Source organism: Pseudomonas sp. DTU12.1 (assembly GCF_009873475.1).
GTDB lineage: Bacteria > Pseudomonadota > Gammaproteobacteria > Pseudomonadales > Pseudomonadaceae > Aquipseudomonas > Aquipseudomonas proteolytica.
Window position 1 is genome coordinate 5,557,315 of the sequence record NZ_CP045254.1, and the last position, 24,194, is coordinate 5,581,508.

Here is a 24,194-nt window from a genome sequence, read left to right on the forward strand (position 1 = left end):
CTGTTGGCATTTGCGGATATCGCTTGATGCTTCACCGTCGACGCCGCACATGCGACCGAGACAAAGCTTCACTGTTTCAAACGTCAGGACTGGCTCTTTTGCCAGCGGTGCACGTCTCTTCTGACGAGCCTAACAAGGCTACTGACGAGCACACTTATTTTCCAAACAGGCGATCAATAGGTCGGCTGTGCCCCACGATGAGCTTCCGAGGCCGCCATTGGCCGTGACCGGACTCCAGGGCAACACTTTCAGATACGTCGAAGACTGATTGGAACTAACGTCAGTGAACGCTCGACAGATAGACTTCCTGACAGCCCAAACAGACAATCGATGATCAAGCCGCCGACATGCGCGACTTGAGTGCGTCACGGGCCCTCATTTACACGCAGTGATGACGAGAACGCCATGGCCGGGCTAATTCCCCAGAGCTTTATTGACGACCTTCTGAACCGCACCGACATCGTCGATGTTGTCAGCTCGCGCGTGCAAATGAAAAAGGCCGGCAAGAACTACACCGCCTGCTGCCCGTTCCACAAAGAAAAGACTCCATCGTTCAGCGTCAGCCCCGACAAGCAGTTCTACTACTGCTTCGGTTGCGGCGCGGGCGGCAATGCCCTCGGCTTTATCATGGACCATGACAACCTGGACTTCCCCCAGGCCGTCGAGGAACTGGCAAAAGCCGCCGGCATGGAAATCCCCCGCGAAGAAAGTGGCCGACCGCACAAACCACGCCAGCCCACGGATTCGCCGCTGTATCCGCTGCTCACCGCCGCCGCCGAGTTCTACCGCCAGGCCCTTAAAAGCCATCCACAGCGCAAAGCCGCCGTGGATTACCTCAAGGGCCGCGGCCTGACCGGGGAAATCGCCCGCGACTTCGGCCTGGGCTTCGCCCCGCCGGGTTGGGACAACCTGTACAAGCACCTGAGCAGCGATACCCTGCAGCAAAAAGCCATGATCGACGCTGGCTTGCTGGTGGAAAATGCCGAGACCGGCAAGCGCTATGACCGCTTCCGCGACCGAGTGATGTTCCCGATCCGCGACAGCCGTGGCCGCATCATCGCCTTCGGCGGCCGGGTACTGGGTGACGACAAGCCCAAATACCTGAACTCCCCGGAAACCCCGGTGTTTCACAAGGGCCAGGAACTCTACGGCCTGTTTGAAGCGCGCAAGAACAACCGCAACCTCGATGAAATAATCGTGGTTGAAGGCTATATGGACGTTATCGCCCTGGCCCAGCAAGGCTTGCGCAATGCCGTGGCTACCCTCGGCACTGCCACCAGCGAAGAACACATGAAACGCCTGTTTCGCGTGGTGCCTAGCGTGCTGTTCTGCTTCGACGGTGACCAGGCCGGCCGCAATGCCGCCTGGCGCGCCCTCGAAGCGACCCTGTCGAGCCTGCAGGACGGGCGCCGCGCGCGCTTTCTGTTCCTGCCCGAAGGTGAAGACCCGGATACCCTGGTGCGCTCCGAAGGTACCGATGCGTTTCGCGCGCGCATTCATCAGCACGCGCAGCCGCTGGCCGACTATTTCTTCCAGCAATTGACCGAAGAAGCCGACCCGCGCTCCCTCGAAGGCAAGGCCCACATGGCCACCCTCGCGGCACCGCTGATCGACAAGGTTCCCGGCGCCAACCTCAAGGCCCTGATGCGCCAGCGCTTGCTGGAAATCACCGGGCTGAGCGGCGAGGCGGTCAGCCAGCTGGTGCACAGCGCACCCCAGGATGCGCCACCGGCCTACGACCCGGGCTTCGACTACGACGCCATGCCGGACTATGGGGATTTTCACCAGCCTCAAGAAGCCTTTGTGCCGCAACAGGACTGGACACCGAAAAAACCCGGCGCCGGCGGCAAGAAATGGGACAAGAAGCCCTGGAACAAAAACGGCAAGCGCGGCGACCGCGACGAACCGTACGCCCCGCGCACGCCGGTGGCCGTAGAAGCGCCGACGCTGATTGCCCTGCGCACCCTGATCCACCACCCGCAACTGGCGGGCCGAGTGGAAAGCGCCGAACATTTTGCCAACGAAAGCAACACCTACGCCCAGGTGCTGATTGCCCTGATCGAGGCCGTGCAGAAAAATCCTAAGCTAAACTCAATCCAGCTGATGGCCCGCTGGCATGGCACGGAGCAAGGACGTTTGTTGAAAGCACTCGCAGAAAAGGAGTGGTTAATTGACGGCGATAACCTTGAACAACAGTTTTTAGACACCATTACTAGGTTATCCGCGGGTCAGCACACGCAGACCCTCGATGAACTTATCAAGAAAGCAAGGCAGCCAGGATTGTCGGCTGAAGAGCAAATTCAGATAGCAAAGCAGATGCGCGACCTCTTAAAACAGAATGTTTCCGCATCAAACCCGACCTCAGCTGGCGTGTGAGGTCATAGCTCGGGTATAATCCTCGGCTTGTTTTTTGCCCGCCAAGACCTTCAGTGGATAGGGTGTTATGTCCGGAAAAGCGCAACAGCAGTCTCGTATCAAAGAGTTGATCGTCCTTGGTCGTGAGCAGGGTTACCTGACTTACGCGGAGGTCAACGACCACCTGCCGGAGGATATTTCAGATCCGGAACAGGTGGAAGACATCATCCGCATGATTAACGACATGGGGATCAACGTATTCGAAGCTGCGCCAGATAAGGATTCTCTTATGCTGGCCGACGCTGATACCGACGAGGCCGCCGCTGAAGAAGCTGCTGCCGCGCTGGCTGCAGTGGAGACCGATATCGGTCGCACCACCGACCCTGTGCGCATGTATATGCGTGAAATGGGTACGGTTGAGCTGCTGACACGCGAAGGCGAAATCGAAATCGCCAAGCGTATCGAAGAGGGCATCCGCGAAGTGATGGGCGCAATTGCGCACTTCCCCGGCACGGTTGACCACATTCTCTCCGAGTACACCCGCGTTACCACCGAAGGTGGCCGCCTGTCCGACGTCCTGAGCGGTTATATCGACCCGGACGACGGCATTACGCCGCCTGCCGCCGAAATACCGCCGCCTGTCGACCCGAAGGCCGTGAAAGCGGACGACGAAACCGACGACGACGAGGCTGAAGCCAGCACCGACGACGACGAAGAAGTCGAAAGCGGCCCGGATCCGATCATCGCAGCCCAGCGCTTTGGCGCGGTCTCCGATCAGATGGAACTGGCGCGCAAGGCCCTGAAGAAGCACGGTCGTGGCAGCAAGCAGGCAACCGCCGAGCTGCTGGCCCTGGCTGAGCTGTTCATGCCGATCAAACTGGTGCCGAAGCAATTCGAAGGCCTGGTTGAGCGGGTTCGTAGCGCCCTTGAGCGTCTGCGTGCACAAGAGCGTGCGATCATGCAGCTCTGTGTCCGTGATGCGCGCATGCCGCGTACCGACTTCCTGCGCCAGTTCCCGGGCAATGAAGTTGACGAAAGCTGGACCGACGCACTGGCCAAGGGCAAAAGCAAATACGCTGAAGCCATTGGTCGCTTCCAGGCCGACATCGTTCGTTGCCAGCAGAAGCTGACTGCATTGCAGACCGAAACCGGTCTGACGATTGCCGAGATCAAGGACATCAACCGTCGCATGTCGATCGGCGAGGCCAAGGCCCGTCGCGCGAAGAAAGAGATGGTTGAAGCGAACTTGCGTCTGGTGATCTCCATCGCCAAGAAGTACACCAACCGTGGCTTGCAATTCCTCGACCTGATCCAGGAAGGCAACATCGGCTTGATGAAGGCTGTGGACAAGTTCGAATACCGTCGCGGCTACAAGTTCTCGACTTATGCCACCTGGTGGATCCGTCAGGCGATCACTCGCTCGATCGCCGACCAGGCCCGCACCATCCGTATTCCGGTGCACATGATCGAGACCATCAACAAGCTCAACCGTATTTCCCGGCAGATGTTGCAGGAAATGGGTCGCGAACCGACCCCGGAAGAGCTGGGTGAACGCATGGAAATGCCTGAGGATAAAATCCGCAAGGTATTGAAGATCGCTAAAGAGCCGATCTCCATGGAAACCCCGATTGGTGATGACGAAGACTCCCATCTGGGTGACTTCATCGAAGACTCGACCATGCAGTCGCCAATCGATGTCGCCACCGTTGAGAGCCTCAAAGAAGCGACACGCGACGTACTGTCCGGCCTCACTGCCCGTGAAGCCAAGGTACTGCGCATGCGTTTCGGCATCGACATGAATACCGACCACACCCTTGAGGAAGTCGGTAAGCAGTTTGACGTGACCCGCGAGCGGATCCGTCAGATCGAAGCCAAGGCGCTGCGCAAGTTGCGCCACCCGACGAGAAGCGAGCATTTGCGCTCCTTCCTCGACGAGTGATCACAAAACCCCCAGGCCCAGGCCTGGGGGTTTTGCTTTGTGCAGATAAAATCTCCCCCCGCTTTACCTCCCCTCGCAATGCCCGTCTACACTCGAAATATTCCCCGTGCCATAACGAGACCGTTATGCCCAGACTGCCGACCGTGCTGCTGCTGTCGCTGCTGACCTGGACCGCAACGGCTGGCGCGTTGACTCTCACTGATGAAGAGCATGGCTGGTTGGCGGACCACCCGGAGCTGCGCCTGGGCGTTGATGCGTCGTGGCCGCCATTTGAATATCGCGATGAAGAAGGCCGCTACCAGGGCCTGGCGGCTGACTATGTTCGACTGATCCAGGATCGCCTGGGTATCAAGGTCAAGTTGATCGAGCCCGCCAACTGGAGCGCACTGCTGGAGCAGGCCAGGAACAACCAGCTCGACCTCTTGCCGGGCATTATGTCCACCCCGGAGCGCCAGGGTTTCCTGGCATTTTCCCGGCCTTATCTCGACTTCCCGATAGTCATCCTCGCCCACGAAGGCGGCGCCCAACCCCGCTCCCTCAAGGACCTGTACGGGTTGAAGATTGCCGTGGTGGAGAACTATGCCCCCCACGAGTTGCTGCGCACCCACCATCCCGACTTGAACCTGGTGGCGATGCCCAACGTCAGCTCAACGTTACAGGCCCTGGCTACCGATGAGGTGGACGCCGTCGTCGGGGACCTGGCCTCCAGTGTCTGGAGCCTGCGCCAACTCAAGCTCGATGGTTTATATGTCAGTGGCGAAACGCCTTATCGCTATCAACTGGCGATGGGCGTACCCCGCGAAAACAAAATGCTGATTGGCATCCTGGATAAAGTCCTCGCCGACCTCAGCCCCCGGGAAATTGACGAGATCCAGGAACACTGGGTCGGCAATGTCATCGATCACCGCGCCTTCTGGACCGACTTGCTGCTCTACGGCCTGCCTGCGGTGCTGCTGTTGAGTACCGTGCTGGCCATCGTGATTCGGATCAATCGTCGGCTCAGTTCGGAGATTTCCCGCAGGGTGGCCTTGGAGCAGGAGTTGCGCAGCAGCGAATACCATTACCGCGGGCTGGTAGAAAGCCTGTCAGCCATCGCCTGGGAAGCTGACATCCATGACTTCACCTACAGCTATGTGTCGCCCCACGCCGAGGAACTGCTGGGCTATCCAAGGGCGCACTGGCTGATCCCAGGCTTCTGGCGCAATATCATCCACCCCGCCGACCTGACTCGCGCCGACACCTTCTGCCAACGGGAAACCCGCGCCAACCGCGACCACAGCATCGATTACCGGGTAATCACCGCCGACGGCCGCTGCCTATGGGTCAGGGACATTGTCAGCCTGATCAAGCATGGGCATGAGCCCGTCATGCGAGGCCTGATGATCGATATCAGCGAGGCCAAGCGCACCGAGGAAGCATTGCAGCTCTCAGAGGAGAAGTTCGCCTCGGTGTTCCAGCAATGCCCGGACATACTCGTGATCGCTCGCCTGTCCGATGGTTGCCTGCTGGAGGTCAACAAGGCATTCGAGGACCAGATAGGCCTGAGTGCTGCAGACGTCATCGGCAAGACCGCCACCGAGCTGAACATCTGGGGCATCCAGGGCGTAGGCCCCAACCTGCTCAAGCGCGTGCAGACCACCAGCATCCGCAACCTGGAGATGCCGTTCCTGCGCAGCAATGGCCAGGCGTTTACCGGGCTGATCTCCGCCGAACCCTTCCAACTCGATGCAACCGAAGCGCTGGTCGTGGTGGTGCGGGACATCACCCAACTGAAGGAAACCCAGCAACTACTGCAGACTTCCGAAGAAAAGTTCGCCAAGGCCTTCCATGCCTCGCCCGACGGCTTGCTGCTGACACGCCAGCATGATGGCCTGCTGCTGGAGGTCAACGAAGGCTTCAGCCGCATCACCGGTTTCAACAGTGCAATGTCCCTGGACCAGTCGACCCTGGACCTGGGCATCTGGGTGGACTTGAACGAACGCAGACACATGCTCGACCTGCTGCACCGCGACGGCCTGGTGCGTGATTTTGTCTGTCATATCCGGCGCAGTGACGGCCAGATTCGCCTGTGCGAAGTGTCCAGTCGTCCACTGCCGATCGGGGATGACGACTGTATGCTGACCATCGCCCGCGACATTACCGAACGCCAGTTGATGCAGGAAAAACTGCAACAGGCCGCGACGGTTTTTGAAAGCACGGCCGAAGGCGTACTGATCACCGATACCCGGCAAAACATCAGCGCCGTCAACCGTGCCTTCAGCGAAATCACCGGCTACAGCGAAGCCGAAGCCCTCGGCCACACCCCGCGCCTGCTGGCCTCCGGCCTGCATGACAGCGCGTTCTACGCGGCCATGTGGCATCAACTGACCGCCAACGGCCATTGGCAAGGCGAGATCTCCAACCGACGCAAGAACGGCGAGTTGTACCCCAGTTGGCTGACCATCAGTGCCGTGCGCAACCACGAGCAGTCAATCACCCACTTCGTGGCGGTTTTTGCCGACATCTCCAGCCTCAAGCACGCCCAGGCGCGCCTCGACTACCAGGCGCATCACGATCCGCTTACCGGGCTGCCCAACCGCACCCTGTTTGAGAGCCGCCTGCAGACCGCCCTCACCGGCCAACAGGAAACCGGCAGCCAGGGTGCGGTGCTGTTTCTCGACCTCGACCGCTTCAAACACATCAACGACAGCCTCGGCCACCCGATTGGCGACCTGCTGCTCAAGGACATCGCGGTGCGCCTCAAGGAGCAACTGCGCGACATCGACACCGTGGCCCGCCTGGGCGGTGACGAATTCATCATCCTGCTGCCCGGCCTGCAACAAGCCAGCGACGCGCAGCACCTGGCCAATAAGCTGCTGGCCTGCTTCACCCTGCCCTTTCAGGCGGGCGAGCACGAGTTCTTTATCAGCGCCAGCATCGGCACCAGCCTCTACCCGCAGGACGGCATCGACGTCGCCACCCTGGTCAAAAACGCCGATGCCGCCATGTACCGTTCCAAAGCCAAGGGCCGCAATCGGGTCGAACGTTACACCCAGGACCTCACCGCCCAGGCCAATGAGCGCGTTGCCCTCGAACACGAACTGCGCCGCGCCATAGAGCGAGACGAACTGTTTCTGTATTACCAGCCAAAGCTGAGCCTGGAGACCCAGCAACTGATCGGCGCCGAAGCCCTGATCCGCTGGCGCCACCCCACCTTTGGCGACGTGCCACCTGAGCACTTCATTGCCCTGGCCGAAGAGAACGGCATGATCCTGCAAATCGGCGACTGGGTCCTGGAACAGGCTTGCCGCCAACTGCACCTGTGGCGCAAAACCTATGACGACTTTGGCCCGCTCTCCGTCAACCTTGCCGGTGCCCAACTGCGCCACCCCAACCTGCTGGGGCGCATCGAGCAACTGCTGCGGGACAACCGCCTGGAGCCGGACTGCCTGCAACTGGAGATCACCGAAAACTTCATCATGAGCCAGGCCGAAGAGGCTCTTGAAGTGCTGCATAAACTCAAGCGCCTGGGCGTCCAACTGGCCATCGACGACTTTGGCACCGGCTACTCGTCCTTGAGTTACCTCAAGCGCCTGCCCCTGGACTTCCTGAAAATCGACCAGTCCTTCGTCCGCGGCCTGCCAGACGACCCCCACGATGCCGCCATCGTGCGCGCCATCATCGCCCTGGGCCACAGCATGCAATTCACCATCATCGCCGAAGGCGTCGAAACCCCCGCCCAGCAAGCCTTCCTCGCCGACGAGGGCTGCGAACAAATGCAAGGCTACATCGTCAGCCTGCCCCTACCCGCCGACATCTTCGCCGCGACCTTCCTTCACATGACCCATTCAGATTTTTCGGATAGCACAGTGGAGAAACCATCGTTATAATCCGCGACCTACTGAGGGCCTATAGCTCAGTTGGTTAGAGCAGGGGACTCATAATCCCTTGGTCGTAGGTTCGAGTCCTACTGGGCCCACCATACTCAAAGCCGCGCATTGCGCGGCTTTCGTGTTTCTGGATGGACCACCGCAGATACACGGAGGCGCCTCGGCCTAACGTCTCCAAAACCGACGCACTCGATGTGTTGTTATCGGGGAGTTGGCTTGCTGGCGATGAGCCCCATGCAGACGTCAAATTCCCCGGGGCCTCACATCAAAGACTGTTTGCATCTTAGTCACCGCTTGTAGAAAATCGTCGTCTTTTTGCACGAATGGATACGCGCATGAAGTTCGAGAAGACCACGCAGTACAGGTCCGAGGAAGGGATCGTCTTCAATCTGTCTCAAATCACCCTCATGGAAAGCGACCGAGGTCGCCTGCGCGAGCTGCACTTTGGCGAAGCGAAACGCGCCCATTACCAAGTCAACAGCATGGTCGTCGATATGTACGACCGAATGCAGGCTCGAAACCTGCCATGCCTGCTGACAGTCTGCATTTCCAATCCCCTCACCCGTCAGCAGGCCGATGCTATCAACACTATGCGCGGCAACGTCGCCAAGGGAATTGCTGCGGCCTCAGGTGGTGTTGCCGGGAGGGTAGGTGCGTTGGGCGGGCCGCTCATTGGCTGGGCTTCAGGTGCAGTCGTGACGACAGGTGTCAACTGGTACCTCAAAGGAGCCCTGCCGACCCTGCATGCAGGTGACGTGCTGGTCAGCATCGAGGGAGAGGTCCATGGCGGGATTGGCCCACAGCGCTCTGTCGTGACGCTGGTCATCAAGGTCTGAGGAACTGCACATGCCCTACATCATGCAAACTGTCGTCCTTCTGGTGCTGGGCGCGATTCTCGTTCAGTTTCTGAAACCATACCCGCTGCGCAAGTGGCTGGGTTTGGCGCTGCTGGCAACGGGCTTGGTCAGCCTCTTCAAGGTGGGTGAGCAGCAGGTGCTGGGCTTTGACCTGGAGCTGCTAGCACTGCTGGCCGTGCCGCTGGGCGTGGTACTTTTCCTGACGCGGCGGCGGTTCACGGAGGGGGACTGAAGCCCTGGCACGATTTCTCGGTGCCGTCTCTGCCCCAAAATCAGATGGGACAACAGTCGATCAACAGCGCGTTGATCGATGATCTTAGCGTTGGACCTTGCCGGCGGATTGGGGGGTTACTTTGAACATACTGGTAACGCCTAACGTAGGTTAGATGCCGCCAAAATCACTGCTAAATGATGGGTGGCGGCTGTCACGCAGGCCAGGTGCATCGCAAATGTGTAATGCCACATTGACCAGCCTCGCCAACTCTGCGGGCGCGGCCTAATTCTGATCCTAGGCAGTCCGGATCTAGCGCACATGAAAGGTCACCGCAATCGCCACCCGCGAACACGAGCCTGTAACATGCTCCCCCATTGCCACCCACGCCGGAGCCCATCTTGTCCGCCCCCCGCCCTCCCGTTCTCGATGAGATCGACCGCCAGTTGATTGCGGCCTTGCAGATCAATGCCCGTGAAAGCGTGGCCATGCTCGCTCGCCAGCTGGGGATTGCCCGCACCACCGTGACCTCGCGCCTGGCGCGCCTGGAAAAGACCCAGGTGATTACCGGCTATGGCGTGCGCCTTGGCCAGCGCGTGGTGGATGGTGGGTTGCAGGCGTATGTGGGGATTACCGTGCAACCGCGCTCCGGCAAGGAAGTGCTGCGTCGCCTCAGCGCCATGGCCCAGGTTCAGCAGTTGTGTGCGGTCAGTGGTGAGTTTGATTATGTGGCCTGGCTGCGTACCGATTCGCCGGAACAGTTGGATCAACTGCTGGACCAGATCGGCAGTGTCGATGGGGTAGAAAAGACCACCACCTCGATCATCCTCAGTAACAAATTGGATCGCGGCCAACCAATCTGACCGCCAACCTCGTCACTTCGACTAAAAACAATTCAATACGACGACACATTGCGTCTTATTAACGAGCGCTACGCTCCCTAGAATGGCTGCCATCTTTTCCTATACTTCACGGGTCGTGCCCCGTCGAGTGCCAGCAAGGTCAGCCATGAACGCCACCTACAAGAACAATCGCCACCCTGCAGACGGTAAAAAACCCATCACTATCTTTGGCCCGGATTTTCCGTTCGCCTTTGATGACTGGATCGAACACCCCGCCGGGCTGGGCAGTATTCCCGTCGCCAACCATGGCGCCGAAGTGGCGATTGTCGGTGCGGGTATCGCCGGCCTGGTGGCCGCCTACGAGTTGATGAAGCTGGGCCTCAAGCCGGTGGTGTACGAAGCCTCGAAAATGGGCGGGCGCCTGCGCTCCCAGGCTTTTGAAGGGGCCGAAGGCATCATCGCTGAGCTGGGCGGGATGCGCTTCCCGGTGTCATCGACAGCGTTCTACCACTATGTGGACAAGCTGGGCCTTGAAACCAAGCCGTTCCCCAACCCGCTGACACCAGCCTCGGGTAGCACTGTGATCGACCTGGAAGGCCAGACTCACTACGCACAGAAAATCTCCGACCTTCCTGCGCTATTCCAGGAAGTGGCTGACGCCTGGGCCGACGCCCTGGAGGCCGGTTCGCAGTTCGGTGATATCCAGCAAGCGATTCGCGACCGTGACGTGCCACGGCTCAAGGAGCTGTGGAACAAGCTGGTGCCGCTGTGGGACGACCGCACGTTCTACGACTTCGTCGCCACGTCCAAGGCATTCGCCAAGTTGTCGTTCCATCACCGCGAAGTGTTTGGCCAGGTAGGTTTCGGCACCGGTGGCTGGGACTCGGACTTCCCCAACTCGATGCTGGAAATCTTCCGCGTGGTGATGACCAACTGCGACGATCACCAACACCTGGTGGTCGGTGGCGTGGCGCAAGTGCCCATGGGGATCTGGCGCCATGTGCCAGAGCGATGCGCCCATTGGCCGGCCGGCACCAGCCTCAGCTCCCTGCATCACGGCGCGCCACGGGCAGGGGTCAAGCGCATTGCCCATGCCGCCGATGGGCGTTTTGCGGTAACCGACAACTACGGTGACACCCGGGAATACGCCGCCGTGCTGACCACTTGCCAGAGCTGGCTGCTGACCACCCAGATCGAATGCGACGAAAGCCTGTTCTCGCAAAAAATGTGGATGGCCCTGGACCGCACGCGCTATATGCAGTCGTCGAAAACCTTTGTCATGGTCGACCGGCCTTTCTGGAAGGACAAGGACCCGGAAACCGGCCGCGACCTGATGAGCATGACCCTCACTGATCGCCTGACCCGTGGCACCTACCTGTTCGACAATGGCGACGACAAGCCGGGAGTTATTTGCCTGTCTTACTCGTGGATGAGCGACGCCCTGAAAATGCTCCCGCAGCCCATCGATAAACGGGTGAAGCTGGCCCTCGATGCGCTGAAAAAAATCTACCCGAAGGTCGATATCAAGGCGCGCATCATTGGCGACCCGATCACCGTTTCCTGGGAAGCCGATCCGCACTTCCTCGGCGCGTTCAAGGGCGCTTTGCCGGGCCACTACCGCTACAACCAGCGCATGTACGCGCACTTCATGCAAAAGGATATGCCAGCCGAGCAGCGCGGGATTTTCATCGCCGGCGACGATGTGTCCTGGACCCCAGCCTGGGTCGAAGGCGCAGTGCAGACCTCGTTGAACGCGGTTTGGGGCATCATGACCCACTTCGGTGGCAGTACCCACCCACAAAACCCGGGGCCGGGGGATGTGTTCGACGAGATCGGCCCTATCGCCCTGGCCGAATAAGGAGCCAAGCCATGCGTGTTGCCCTGTACCAATGCCCACCATTGCCGCTGGATGTCGCTGGCAATCTCAAGCGTCTGCACAGCGTTGCGCATGAAGCATGCGATGCCGACGTGCTGGTGCTGCCGGAGATGTTCCTCACCGGCTACAACATCGGTGCTGAAGCAGTCGGCGCCCTGGCCGAAGCGCAGGACGGGCAGTCGGCCCAGACCATTGCCGAACTGGCGCGCAACACGGGCCTGGCGATTCTCTATGGCTATCCGGAACGGGCCGAGGACGGCCAGATCTACAATGCCGTGCAGCTGATCGACGCCAATGGCCAGCGCCTGTGCAACTACCGCAAGACCCATCTGTTCGGCGACCTCGATCACTCGATGTTCAGCCCAGGCGGCGACGAGTTCCCTGTCGTCGAACTGAACGGCTGGAAGCTGGGGTTTCTCATCTGCTACGACCTGGAGTTCCCGGAAAACACTCGGCGCCTGGCCCTGGCAGGTGCCGAGTTGATCCTGGTACCGACGGCCAACATGGTGCCCTTCGACTTCGTCGCGGACGTCACCGTGCGCGCCCGGGCCTTTGAAAACCAGTGCTATGTGGCCTACGCCAACTATTGCGGGCATGAAGACCAGATCCACTATTGTGGGCAAAGCAGCATCGCCGCGCCGGATGGGCAACGCGTTGCCCTGGCGGGGCTGGATGAGGCGCTGATCGTCGCGACCCTCGACCGCCAGGTGATACACGCCGCGCAAGCGGCCAACCACTACCTGGCGGACCGTCGCCCCGAACTCTATGCCGCGCTGCATAAACACTGACCACTGCGCTTTGCGCTAGCATAGGCACTTCCTACGTTCTGGAAGTGCTCATGCCTGTGCCGGCCCACCCTCATCACCTGCAACTGACCCTGGCCAATGGCCTGCGGGTTTCCCTGCGTCATGCCCCACGTCTCAAGCGCTGTGCAGCTGTCCTGCGGGTAGCGGCGGGCAGCCATGACGTGCCGTTGGCCTGGCCGGGGCTGGCGCACTTTCTGGAACACCTGCTGTTTCTTGGCACCGAGGCTTTTCCTGCACCGGACGGTTTGATGGCCTACGTGCAGCGCCATGGCGGACAGGTCAACGCCAGCACCCGTGAGCGCACCACGGACTTCTTCTTTGAAGTACCTGCCACGGTGTTTGACGGCGCACTGCAGCGCCTGGCCGATATGCTCGCTCATCCGCGCCTGGCCATGGACGATCAACTGCGCGAGCGCGAAGTGCTGCAGGCCGAGTTTATCGCCTGGTCCCAGGATGCCGAGGCACAGCATCAAGTCGCGATCCTTGAAGGCCTCGCTGCCGGGCATCCGCTGCGGGGTTTTCATGCGGGCAACCGCGAGAGCCTGCCGGTGCCACAGGAGGATTTCCAACAAGGCTTGCTGGGGTTTTATCAAGACTTCTATCAAGCAGGACAGCTGACCTTGAGCCTTGCCGGCCCGCAATCGCTGGAAGAACTGCAAGCCTTGGCCGAGCGCTTTGGCGAGTGCCTGCGCCCGGGCCCGCTACGACCGCAGCAGCCACCACCGGCCTTGATGGACGGCGATAAATATCGCTATCAATACCTCGACAACCAGCACCTGCATCACCTCATCGCCTGTAACGCGCCCCGCGAAGCCCTGGATTTCCTCTGCACCTGGCTGAATGCCACGGCACCCGGTGGTCTGCTGGCAGAATTGAAAACCCGGGGCTGGGCAAGCGCGCTGCACGCCAGGGTGCTGTACTCGTTCGCCGGGCAGGCGCTGCTGGATATCGAATTCACCCTGGGGCCACAGGGCTCACAACAGTCCCTGGCAATCGAAGCCCTGTTGAACGACTGGTTGAGCTTTTTCGCCCACAGCGATTGGACTGCGTTGCGCGAAGAGTACGCGCTGCTAATCAGCCGCCAACAGCAGATCAATGGCGCCTTGGCCCTGGCCCGCCATGACAGTGAGAACCGCGAAGCGCCGTTGTCCGAGCAGCATTGCCAAGCGCTCAAGACCCTGCTGAACCTGCTGCAATCGGCTCCTGCGCAACAGGCCTGGCAGTTGCCGCCGGGCAACCCATTCTTGCGACCGCAAGCCCAGGAACCACGCCCCGGACTGATTCGCGGCCAGACCAGCGCCCATCGTGGCTTGCGCACCTTCGCCCAGGATCGCTCCCGTGGCCGGCGCGAACTGCCAGGCCTTTCATTCAGCCAAGCGTTGCCCGCCGATCACGATGAGGGCGCCCTTTACTTGTGCTGGCAACTGGATTCGACCGCCCATGGCATAGGCAACAGCCTGCAAACTTTGCAGACCAACGCCCGCCAGGCCGGCGTGGAAATGTCCTGCGAAGCTGTAGGCAATTGTTGGCTGCTGAAAATGAGCGGGCTGCATGACCCCATGCCCGCTATCGTCGAGCAACTGGCTCGCGAACTGACCCAGGCCGACGCCAATCTTGAACAAGACGCGCCCGCCAGCCCGACGCCACAGATGGCCATCCGCGAACTGCTCAAGGCATTGCCAGCCTGCGCGACCCACATTGCCTCCACTGGGCACCTCCATCCATTGCCCAACGGATGGACCACTGCCACGTGGCAAGGCCTGGGCATGGGCCTGCCGGCTGCGTGCGAAACGGCGATCAAACATGCGGCCGCACGCCTGCCCGGGCAATGTGCCGAGATTGCACGCATCGCTCACCCCATCAATGGACTGTATCGCTGGCATCAGCTAGACACCGCTTCCACCGAAGCCGCCTTGCTGCTGCTGTGCCCGGCCCCGAGCCAATCCCTGGCCGACGAGGCCGACTGGCGATTGCTCGCTCACTTGGCCCAGACTCCGTTCTACCAGCGTCTACGGGGCGAATTGCAGGTGGGCTACGCCGTATTCAGCGGTATCCGACAGTTCAACGGGCAAACCGGTCTGTTATTTGGCGTGCAGTCGCCCGATGTGGCGCTGGCGGACCTTCTCGATCACATCCAGGCCTTCATCAAGCAATTGCCGGCCTTGATCAATGGGAGCGACGAGCTGGGCAACGCGGCCCTGGCCCGGCAATTTTCGCCGCAGGCGCTGCCCACATCCCAAGCCGCCGAGCTGCTCTGGCAGGCCAGGTTGGCCGGGCATGGCGCGAACTATCTTGAACAATTACGCGAGTTGATCCAGACCCGTACACGCCAGCATCTGGTGGAGGCGGCGGCGCAACTCAGCCAAGCCGCAGGCGGCTGGCGCTGCCTGGCGAATGGCGCGGCAGCGGGCGATCACTGGCAGATATGACGTTGATCGTTGCCGATGCTGCAACAGGCTTTTTCCACCAAGACAGCGCTAGCTTGACCAGAAATGAGTAAAATCGCGCCACGCATCTGAACATCTCCGACTGGAGGTGGACTATATGTATTACTTGGTAGTAAACGTCCCATCCCTTCGTAGGAGTATGAATATGACCTGGTCCAAACCTGCTTACACTGATCTGCGTATTGGTTTTGAAGTCACCATGTACTTCGCCAGCCGCTGATTGCTTTTGTATTGCAATGCAACGCCTCGGCTCGCCGGGGCGTTTTTATTTTGAGTCTTGTGTAAAGGAGCAGCGATGTTCGTCCAGATTCTAGGTTCGGCGGCCGGTGGCGGTTTCCCGCAGTGGAATTGCAACTGCGTGAACTGCGCCGGCTTTCGCGACGGCAGCCTGCGGGCCCAGGCGCGCACCCAATCGTCCATCGCCCTCTCCGACGATGGCGTGAACTGGGTGCTGTGCAACGCCTCGCCGGATATCCGCGCCCAACTGCAAAATTTTGCGCCGATGCAACCTGGCCGCGCGCTACGCGATACCGGTATCAGCGCAATCATCCTGATGGACAGCCAGATCGACCACACCACCGGCCTGCTCAGCCTGCGCGAGGGCTGCCCGCACCAGGTGTGGTGCACCGACATGGTCCATGAAGACCTGAGCACCGGCTTCCCGCTGTTCACCATGTTGACCCACTGGAATGGCGGCCTGGCGTGGAACCGTATCGAACTGGACGCCAGTTTCAGCATTCCTGCCTGCCCCAACCTGCGCTTTACCCCGTTGCCCCTGCGCAGCGCCGCGCCGCCCTACTCGCCCCATCGGTTCGACCCGCACCCGGGTGACAATATCGGCTTGATCGTCGAAGACCTGCGCACCGGCGGCAAACTGTTCTACGCCCCCGGGCTGGGCAAAGTCGACGCGCCGCTGCTTCAAATCATGGCGCAAAGCGACTGCCTGCTGGTGGACGGCACGATGTGGGATGACGACGAAATGCAGCGCCGTGGCGTCGGCACCCGCACGGGCCGCGAAATGGGCCACTTGGCGCAGAACGGCCCCGGCGGCATGCTGCAAGTGCTGGAGCAATTGCCCAAGCAGCGCAAGGTACTTATCCATATCAACAACACCAACCCGATCCTCGACGAAGACTCGCCTGAACGGGCCGAGTTGGCGCGGCGCAATGTAGAAGTAGCCTACGACGGCATGAGCATTGAATTGTAGGAGAGCCCCAATGACCGACACACCGCTGACCCCCGCCGAATTTGAACAGGCCTTGCGGGCCAAGGGCGCGTTCTACCATATCCATCACCCGTACCACGTGGCGATGTATGAAGGCCGGGCCACCCGCGAGCAGATCCAGGGCTGGGTCGCCAACCGGTTCTACTACCAGGTGAACATCCCGCTGAAGGACGCCGCGATCCTGGCCAACTGCCCGGACCGGGAAATCCGTCGCGAGTGGATCCAGCGCCTGCTCGATCATGACGGCGCACCCGGCGAAGACGGCGGCATCGAAGCCTGGCTGCGCCTGGGCCAGGCGGTGGGCCTGGACCCGGATCAACTGCGCTCCCAGGAGCTGGTTTTGCCTGGCGTGCGGTTTGCCGTGGATGCCTACGTCAATTTCGCCCGCCGGGCCAGTTGGCAGGAAGCCGCCAGCAGCTCGCTGACCGAGTTGTTCGCCCCGCACATCCACCAGTCGCGCCTCGACAGCTGGCCCCAGCATTACCCATGGATCGACCCTGCCGGCTACGAGTATTTCCGTACCCGCCTGGGCCAGGCCCGGCGTGATGTCGAGCACGGGCTGGCGATCACGCTTGCGCACTACACCAGCCGCGCCGGTCAGGAGCGGATGCTGGAGATTCTCCAGTTCAAACTCGACATCCTTTGGAGCATGCTCGATGCCATGAGCATGGCCTACGAACTGAACCGCCCGCCTTATCACAGCGTGACCGCGCAACGGGTCTGGCATAAAGGGATCACCCTATGAGTTTCGACCGCAGCAAAAAGCCGACCTGGCGCCAAGGTTACCGCTACCAGTACGAGCCAGCGCAGAAGGGCCATGTGTTGCTATACCCCGAAGGCATGATCAAGCTCAACGACAGCGCCGCCTTGATTGGCGGTTTGATCGACGGCGAGCGCAGTGTGGCGGCCATCATTGGCGAGCTGGAGCAGCAATTCCCCGGCGTACCCGAACTCGGTGAAGACATCGAGCAATTCATGGAGGTGGCGCGTGCACAGCACTGGATCGAACTTGCCTGAAAAGCCCGAGATCGGCCTGCCGCTATGGTTGCTCGCCGAGTTGACCTATCGCTGCCCGCTGCAGTGCCCGTACTGCTCCAACCCGCTGGATTTCGCCGAGCAGGGCAAGGAGTTGAGTACCGAGCAATGGATCAAGGTGTTTCGCGAAGCCCGGGAAATGGGCGCGGCACAACTGGGGTTTTCCGGCGGTGAGCCGCTGGTGCGCCAGGATCTCGCCGAGCTGATCGCCGAGGCGCGCCAGCTGGGGTTCTATACCAACCTGATCACCTCCGGCATCGGCTTGACCGAGCAGAAGATCAGCGACTTCAAGAAAGCCGGCCTGGACCATATCCAGATCAGCTTCCAGGCCAGCGATGAACAGGTGAACAACCTGCTGGCTGGCTCCAAAAAGGCTTTCGCGCAGAAGCTGGAAATGGCCCGGGCGGTCAAAGCCCATGGCTATCCGATGGTGCTGAACTTCGTAACCCATCGGCACAATATCGACAAGATCGACCGCATCATCGAACTGTGCATTGCGCTGGAGGCAGACTTTGTCGAACTCGCCACCTGCCAGTTCTATGGCTGGGCCCAGCTCAACCGTGTTGGCCTGCTGCCGACTCAGGAACAACTGACCCGTGCCGAGCGCATCACCAACGAATACCGCGCCAAGCTGGAAGCCGAAGGGCATCCGTGCAAGCTGATTTTTGTCACGCCGGACTACTACGAGGAACGCCCTAAGGCCTGTATGAATGGCTGGGGCAGTATCTTTCTGACAGTGACACCAGACGGCACTGCCCTACCTTGTCACGGCGCCCGACAGATGCCGGTGCAGTTTCCCAATGTGCGCGACCACAGCATGCAGCACATCTGGTACGACTCGTTTGGCTTCAACCGCTTTCGTGGTTACGACTGGATGCCAGAGCCATGCCGCTCGTGCGACGAGAAGGAAAAGGACTTCGGCGGCTGCCGCTGCCAGGCGTTCATGCTCACAGGGGATGCCAGCAATGCTGACCCGGTGTGCAGCAAATCCGCCGATCACGGCATCATCCTCAATGCCCGGCTCGAAGCCGAGCACGCTACGCAGACCATCGAGCACCTGGCTTTTCGCAATGAGCGAAACTCCCGGCTGATCGCCAAAGGCTGACCGATCAACGCTTGGCGATGATGTACACCGCATGCACGATGCCAGGGATGTAGCCGCACAGGGTCAACAGGATATTCAGCCAGAACGCGCCGGCGAAACCCACTTGCAGGAACACACCCAGTGGCGGCAGCAGAATGGCGATGATGATACGAATGAAATCCATGGGTCAGCTCCGAATAATCGGCTCGTGTGAGCCGTACAGCTAATCGACCCTGGCCGCGCGTGAGGGTTCAGTGGAATCTGGCACCGGGCCATCCTCCTCAGGCAAGGATCTCCAATCCGTGCTTTTGCACGATGCTCAGCAGCTTGAGCGCCATGCCGCTGGGTTGCTTCTCGCCGGACTCCCATTGCTTGATTGTCGACGCACTGGTGTTCAGGTAGCGGGCGAACACCGGTTGGCTGACATGACTGCGCTCGCGCAGTTGCTTGATCTGGTCGGCAGGTATCTGTGCCGGCACAGGCGCAATGCACAGCTCATCGAATTCACGAAGGGTGGTCTTGCTGATGGCGCCAATCGAATGCAGCGCGCTGGCCGATTGGTGAATAGACTCCAGCGCTTGGCTTTCATATTTTTTGCTCATGATGTATCTCCACAAACTCCCTGAGATCCAGCAACTGCCGGATCTGTATTTCGTTTAAGCCTTCATAGGCCTTTGCCAACGCCCGAAACCCAGTCAATTCCTTGTGACTGATATTGCTTTGATCTTGCTTGGCGAACAGAAACTGATAAACCCAGTAATGCCTGCCCTTCGCCAGGACGATGGTGCGATGCCGGTTGTGATTGAGGCGTTTCTTCCAGACTCCACCACCCAGATTGTCCGCCTGGCCCCTGAGCATCTCCCAAATGCCTCTCTTAATTGCGAATCGCAGATCCAGGCCTTGCTGGCGGCATCAGCAAAATGCCGGCTTTTGAACAGTCGCAGCTTCATAGGCATCCCTTCCCCAAAACATACCACCTGGTGGTATAGATTAGAAATAGGGGTCACAAAAAATCTTTGCGCCCTTCCGGCACTCCCTGCCGGTGCCCGCTAAAAAGCCATTTTTCTCGATGAGCCTCAAGCGTCCTTTTCAATCCAGAAATTACACACAAAAAAACGCCCCCAGCCAAAAGAATCAAGCTGGAGGCGCTGCGTATACCGCGAGACGGTTCAGGAATAAGGGTTAAACAGCGATGCCCTTGCGGCATTGCAGTTGGGCGGTATGCACACGGGAAAACGCACGGGCCAGGCGCAGTAGCATTTCGTCGATGTTGCTCTTGCTTACCGTCAACGCCGGGGTAAAGCGCAGGCAGTCGGGTTGTGGGGCATTGAGGATCAGGCCCTCATAAAGCGCCGCTTTTACCACCGCATCTGCCGAATCATCTGACAAGCTCAGGCCCAACAACAGGCCCTGGCCCCGCAGTTCGCCCTGGCCATAGCGGTGGGCAAGCCGCGCCAGGCCTTCGCCCAGGTACTGGCTGGTATCGCATACGTGTTCGAGAAAGCCGTGCCCCAGCACGTTATCGAGCACAGCGACGCCGGCGGCCGCCATCAGGGCATTGCCGTGATGGGTGCCTTCCAACTCACCGATTTCAAAGCAGCAGGCTTTGCCGCGAGCCAGCAGCGCAGCCAATGGCACTCCACCACCCAGGCCTTTACCCAAGGCGACGATATCGGCGCGCACGCCGTAGCGCTGTTCGGCCAGCAAGGTGCCGCAACGGCCCATCCCCGTCTGTACTTCATCAAGAATCAGCAGAATGCCCAACTCCCGGCACAGCCGCTCCACACCCTTGAGGTAATGCTCGGTGGCCGGGATGACGCCGGCTTCGCCCTGGATCGGTTCCAGCATGATCGCGACGGTTTGTGCGTCGACCGCTGCGTGCAGGGCTGGCAGGTCATTAAACGGTACGTGACAGAAGCCTGGCAGTTGTGGCTCGAAACGATTGTCGCCAGAGGCCGCCAACGTCGCCAGGCTGCGCCCGTGGCTGGCGTTGCCAGCGGTAATAATGCGATAGGCGCCACTACGGTGCAGCTGGCCCCACTTGCGCGCCAGCTTGATCGCCGCCTCGCAGGCTTCCGTACCGCTGTTGAGCAGGTAGGCCTGGTCGCTGCCGGTGCTGTGACACAAGCGGTCCACCAGGTTCAGTTGGCTGCGGTTGTGCAGGCCGTTGCCGGGGTTGATCAGCGCTTGCGCTTGGTCGGCCAACGCGCGCACCAGTACTGAAGGGCTGTGGCCAAGGCTGTTGGCCGCACCACCCTGGGTAAAGTCGAGGTAGGCACGGTCTTCACTGTCCCATAGCCACGAACCCTGGCCGCGTACGAAAACCTGCGGAGGGCGGGCCACTGTGGGCATCAGGGATTGACTGGAAAGCTCATCACGCAGCATCGGGGTTTTCGCGTCCAGTAACAGATCGTCCAGGCTCGGCGCCGGACGGCGCAAGTTGAACAGGTTCATGCCTGCACACCCCACGGGTTGTTGGCAACCCTGGACTGGCGGAAGCCCGGCAATTCGTTTTTTGCCTTGCCTATGTAAACACCATCGCTGTAAACGGTATTCATCTCGCGTCTTGGCCCTGTAAGCCCTATGAATAGGCGCTAGACTAGGCGCCTTGGGGGCGTACAGCCATTTCGATTTTCCAGCATTTTCGATAAGCATTACTTATGGATTTCAAGCAACTGCGTTATTTCGTCGCGGTGTACGAAGAGGGCCATGTGGGCCGGGCCGCAGAGCGCCTGTCGATCTCCCAGCCAGCGCTGTCGCAGCAGATCCGCCAACTGGAGCAGCACCTCGATGTCAGCTTGTTCGAACGCAGCAGCAAACGCCTGTTGCCGACCCTGGCTGCCCACACCTTGTACAACCACGCCCTGCCGCTGCTCGATGGCATGCAGCAAGCCGTCGAGGCCCTGCGGCACTTCAAGGGCCAGGCGCTGAGGACCCTGGCTATCGGTGTGCTGCAAACCGTGCACACCAGCCTGGTGCCGCAGATGCTCGAACGCGTGCGCAAAGCCCAGCCACACCTGGTGGTGCAGATCTATGAGCTGACGGGCCTGGAGATCGAACGTCGCCTGCTCAATGGCTCGCTGGACATTGGCATCAGCTACCTACCGGCACGCCAACCGGGCTTGCACGGCGTAATGCTGTATGAAGATGAACTGAAAGTAGTCATCCCTGCCGACCATCCTTTGCGTGAATTCAAGAAGGTCTCCCTCAAACAAGCAGCGGAACTGCCCATGCTGTTGCTGGGGGAAGAGTTCCAGATCAGGCAAATCTGGCAGGCGCAACTGGCGAACCTGGGGCGCCGGCCGCAGGTCCAGGCCGAGCTGAACACCATGGTGGGGATTCTCGACAGCCTGCCTCATACCCGGCTGGCGACAGTACTGCCTGGCCGATCACAGGATGAACACAGCAGCCACGCGCTATTGTGGAAGCCCTTGAGTGAGCCACGGGTGCCGCTGAAAGTGGGTTTGGTGTGCCGAGATGTACAACGTCAGCAAGCCACGCTGGAGTTGCTGCGCACCTTGCTCGAAGACGTGATGAATGGGCCACATGGGCCGGCAAGCACGGTAGACGGGCTGGCCTGAACTTTTTCGCGGGCAATAAGAAAACCCCGCCGAAGCGGGGCTTTGCAGACTGTTTCCCTGACATCCATTTCACTCCGCCACCCTGGCAGAATCCTACGTGTCCCTGTTGTTGCTTTGCGCTTCCTGCGCGACGTCCATGTGAAGTAGATTAGCTGTGGATCCAATCTGGCGATAGAGGACGATTAGCAGTACGTCATGTAAGAGAATGCTTACATTACCTCCCCCGATTAGAACTGCGCTTCGTCCAGCAAGAACAGCGATTCACTGCCGGCCTTCACGGAGGCACTCAGGGAGTGAATACGCGGCAGCAGACGAGCGAAGTAGAAGCGCGCCGTCCCCAGTTTGCTGGCATAGAAGTCTTCCTCGGTCTCCTTGCCCAAAGCCGCCTTGGCCATCAACGCCCACATATAGGCATAGGCCATGTAGCCGAAGGCATGCAGATACTCCACCGAGGCCGCGCCGATTTCATTCGGGTTGGTCTTGGCGCGATCCAGCACCCAGGCAGTCAAGGTGTCGAGCTCGTCCACCGCAGCGCTCAGGGGCTGGGTGAACTCAGCCAGGTCGCTTCTGGCCGTGGCGATGAAGTGGCGGATCTCATCGGCAAACAGGGTGTAGAACGCCCCGCCGCTGCCAACGATCTTGCGCCCCATCAAGTCCAGCGCCTGGATGCCGTTGGTGCCTTCGTAGATCTGCGTGATACGCACGTCACGCACCAACTGCTCCTGGCCCCACTCACGGATATAACCATGGCCGCCGAAGATCTGCTGGCCGTGCACGGTGGTTTCCAGGCCCAGGTCGGTGAGGAAGGCCTTGGATACCGGGGTCAGCAGCGCCACCAGGTCATCCGCACGCTTGCGGGTCGCGGCGTCTTCGCTGAACTTGGCGGTGTCCAGTTGCATCGCCACATAAGTGGAAAACGCACGGCCGCCTTCGTTCGCCGCCTTCATGGTCAGCAACATGCGGCGCACGTCAGGGTGGTTGATGATCGGGTCGGCGATCTTGTCCTTGGCCTTGGGGCCAGTCGGCGAACGGCTTTGCAGGCGGTCACGCGCGTATTCCACAGCGTTCTGGTAAGAACGCTCGCCGGTCGCCAGGCCCTGGATGCCGACGCCCAGGCGCTCGTAGTTCATCATGGTGAACATCGCCGCCAGGCCACGGTTCGGCTCGCCGACCAGGTAGCCAACGGCGTCGTCGAAGTTCATCACACAAGTGGCGGAAGCCTGGATGCCCATCTTGTGTTCGATCGAACCACAGGTCACCGGGTTGCGTGCGCCCAGGCTGCCATCGGCATTGACCATGAACTTGGGCACCAGGAACAGCGAGATGCCCTTGGGACCGGCCGGAGCGTCCGGCAACTTGGCCAGCACCAGGTGGATGATGTTTTCGGTGAGGTCGTGTTCGCCACCGGTGATGAAGATCTTGGTCCCGCTGACCTTGTAGGAACCGTCTGCCTGGGGCTCGGCCTTAGTACGAATAATCCCCAGATCGGTACCGGCATGGGGCTCGGTCAGGCACATGGAACCGGCCCACACGCCCGCGTACATATTCGGCAGGTAAGTGGCTTTCAGTTCTTCACTGGCGTGGGTGTTGATAGACACGCAGGCGCCGGACGTCAGCATCGGGTACAGGCCAAACGCCAGGCCCGAGGAGTTGATCATTTCTTCGACCTGGGCCGACACGGCCTTGGGCATGCCCATGCCACCGTAGGCCGGGTCGCCACCGACGCCCACCCAGCCGCCTTCGGCATAGGTTTTGTAGGCTTCGGGAAAGCCGGCCGGGGTGGTGACCACGCCATTGTCCCAGCGGCAACCTTCCTCGTCGCCGCTGCGGCTCAACGGGGCGATGGTCTTGGCGGTGACTTTGCCAGCCTCTTCAAGGATTGCCTCGACGGTTTGGGCGTCGACGGTCTCGGCCAGGGCCGGCAATTGCGCCCACAGCTTGGCAACCTCGAATACTTCGTTGAGGACGAAGCGCATATCGCGCAGCGGCGCTTTGTAGTCAGCCATGGCAAACCTCGTAGGAACGTTAAAAGTGATTCGGTAGGATCGGTTTCACAGACCCGGAGTG

19 protein-coding genes, 1 tRNA gene and 1 pseudogene are annotated in these 24,194 nt (G+C 60.3%); 16 read left to right on the forward strand and 5 right to left on the reverse strand.

What is annotated here, in order from left to right; all coding sequences use genetic code 11:
* The first annotated feature begins 405 nt into the window (after positions 1-405).
* From dnaG to pqqE, 15 genes are all read left to right on the forward strand, one after another.
* Complete coding sequence (dnaG, locus tag GDV60_RS24745) at positions 406-2,376, forward strand: DNA primase (RefSeq protein WP_029296866.1); 1,971 nt, start codon at positions 406-408, stop codon at positions 2,374-2,376.
* A gap of 67 nt (positions 2,377-2,443) precedes the next feature.
* Positions 2,444-4,294 carry an RNA polymerase sigma factor RpoD gene (gene rpoD, locus GDV60_RS24750; RefSeq protein ID WP_154907915.1) on the forward strand — a complete coding sequence of 617 codons (1,851 nt, stop codon included), beginning with the start codon at positions 2,444-2,446 and terminating at the stop codon, positions 4,292-4,294.
* Between the two features lie 125 nt (positions 4,295-4,419).
* Positions 4,420-8,163 (forward strand): bifunctional diguanylate cyclase/phosphodiesterase, encoded by a 3,744-nt coding sequence (locus GDV60_RS24755; RefSeq protein ID WP_092230891.1) that lies wholly within the window; start codon positions 4,420-4,422, stop codon positions 8,161-8,163.
* Between the two features lie 15 nt (positions 8,164-8,178).
* Positions 8,179-8,255: transfer RNA gene (locus tag GDV60_RS24760), tRNA-Ile, on the forward strand.
* A 243-nt stretch (positions 8,256-8,498) separates the two neighbouring features.
* Complete coding sequence (locus GDV60_RS24765) at positions 8,499-8,999, forward strand: hypothetical protein (RefSeq protein ID WP_070994509.1); 501 nt, start codon at positions 8,499-8,501, stop codon at positions 8,997-8,999.
* A 10-nt stretch (positions 9,000-9,009) separates the two neighbouring features.
* The gene (locus GDV60_RS24770; protein WP_070994508.1) at positions 9,010-9,252 is read left to right on the forward strand and encodes a hypothetical protein; all 243 of its coding nucleotides are present in this window, start codon (positions 9,010-9,012) and stop codon (positions 9,250-9,252) included.
* Between the two features lie 380 nt (positions 9,253-9,632).
* Positions 9,633-10,094, forward strand: coding sequence for an Lrp/AsnC family transcriptional regulator (locus GDV60_RS24775; protein WP_104911025.1), 462 nt, complete (start codon positions 9,633-9,635; stop codon positions 10,092-10,094).
* A gap of 145 nt (positions 10,095-10,239) precedes the next feature.
* Complete coding sequence (locus GDV60_RS24780) at positions 10,240-11,931, forward strand: NAD(P)/FAD-dependent oxidoreductase (protein WP_070994507.1); 1,692 nt, start codon at positions 10,240-10,242, stop codon at positions 11,929-11,931.
* A gap of 11 nt (positions 11,932-11,942) precedes the next feature.
* Entirely contained in the window at positions 11,943-12,737 is a 795-nt protein-coding gene (locus GDV60_RS24785; RefSeq protein ID WP_070994506.1) for a carbon-nitrogen hydrolase family protein, read from the forward strand.
* A gap of 50 nt (positions 12,738-12,787) precedes the next feature.
* Positions 12,788-15,184: a pyrroloquinoline quinone biosynthesis protein PqqF gene (gene pqqF, locus GDV60_RS24790; RefSeq protein ID WP_159908988.1), complete on the forward strand. Its 2,397-nt coding sequence runs from the start codon at positions 12,788-12,790 to the stop codon at positions 15,182-15,184.
* Positions 15,185-15,347: 163 nt separating this feature from the next.
* Positions 15,348-15,422: a pyrroloquinoline quinone precursor peptide PqqA gene (gene pqqA, locus GDV60_RS24795; protein ID WP_003194766.1), complete on the forward strand. Its 75-nt coding sequence runs from the start codon at positions 15,348-15,350 to the stop codon at positions 15,420-15,422.
* A 75-nt stretch (positions 15,423-15,497) separates the two neighbouring features.
* Positions 15,498-16,409, forward strand: coding sequence for a pyrroloquinoline quinone biosynthesis protein PqqB (gene pqqB, locus GDV60_RS24800; protein WP_070994504.1), 912 nt, complete (start codon positions 15,498-15,500; stop codon positions 16,407-16,409).
* A gap of 10 nt (positions 16,410-16,419) precedes the next feature.
* Positions 16,420-17,172 carry a pyrroloquinoline-quinone synthase PqqC gene (pqqC, locus tag GDV60_RS24805; protein ID WP_070994503.1) on the forward strand — a complete coding sequence of 251 codons (753 nt, stop codon included), beginning with the start codon at positions 16,420-16,422 and terminating at the stop codon, positions 17,170-17,172.
* Complete coding sequence (gene pqqD, locus GDV60_RS24810; RefSeq protein ID WP_070994502.1) at positions 17,169-17,444, forward strand: pyrroloquinoline quinone biosynthesis peptide chaperone PqqD; 276 nt, start codon at positions 17,169-17,171, stop codon at positions 17,442-17,444. The genes pqqC and pqqD overlap by 4 nt, the downstream gene beginning before the upstream one ends.
* On the forward strand, positions 17,437-18,567 hold the full coding sequence (gene pqqE / locus GDV60_RS24815; protein ID WP_187699388.1) for a pyrroloquinoline quinone biosynthesis protein PqqE: 1,131 nt from the start codon (positions 17,437-17,439) through the stop codon (positions 18,565-18,567). The genes pqqD and pqqE overlap by 8 nt, the downstream gene beginning before the upstream one ends.
* A 4-nt stretch (positions 18,568-18,571) precedes the next feature.
* Here pqqE and GDV60_RS24820 read toward each other — a convergent pair whose 3' ends face one another.
* The 4 genes and pseudogenes from GDV60_RS24820 to GDV60_RS24835 form a co-directional block, all read right to left on the reverse strand.
* Positions 18,572-18,730, reverse strand: coding sequence for a YqaE/Pmp3 family membrane protein (locus GDV60_RS24820; protein WP_007904205.1), 159 nt, complete (start codon positions 18,728-18,730; stop codon positions 18,572-18,574).
* A gap of 97 nt (positions 18,731-18,827) precedes the next feature.
* Positions 18,828-19,148: a DNA-binding transcriptional regulator gene (locus GDV60_RS24825; RefSeq protein WP_159908990.1), complete on the reverse strand. Its 321-nt coding sequence runs from the start codon at positions 19,146-19,148 to the stop codon at positions 18,828-18,830.
* Positions 19,132-19,496 (reverse strand): annotated as a pseudogene (locus GDV60_RS24830) (type II toxin-antitoxin system RelE/ParE family toxin). Before GDV60_RS24830 ends, GDV60_RS24825 begins: the two are co-directional and overlap by 17 nt.
* A gap of 232 nt (positions 19,497-19,728) precedes the next feature.
* The gene (locus GDV60_RS24835; RefSeq protein ID WP_159908992.1) at positions 19,729-21,000 is read right to left on the reverse strand and encodes an aspartate aminotransferase family protein; all 1,272 of its coding nucleotides are present in this window, start codon (positions 20,998-21,000) and stop codon (positions 19,729-19,731) included.
* A 206-nt stretch (positions 21,001-21,206) separates the two neighbouring features.
* On the opposite strand from GDV60_RS24835, the gene GDV60_RS24840 reads away from it, so the two are divergent.
* Positions 21,207-22,127 (forward strand): LysR family transcriptional regulator, encoded by a 921-nt coding sequence (locus GDV60_RS24840; protein WP_159908994.1) that lies wholly within the window; start codon positions 21,207-21,209, stop codon positions 22,125-22,127.
* Between the two features lie 227 nt (positions 22,128-22,354).
* Here GDV60_RS24840 and GDV60_RS24845 read toward each other — a convergent pair whose 3' ends face one another.
* Positions 22,355-24,133, reverse strand: a complete 1,779-nt coding sequence (locus tag GDV60_RS24845) for an acyl-CoA dehydrogenase C-terminal domain-containing protein (protein WP_159908996.1) — start codon at positions 24,131-24,133, stop codon at positions 22,355-22,357.
* Positions 24,134-24,194: the final 61 nt, after the last annotated feature.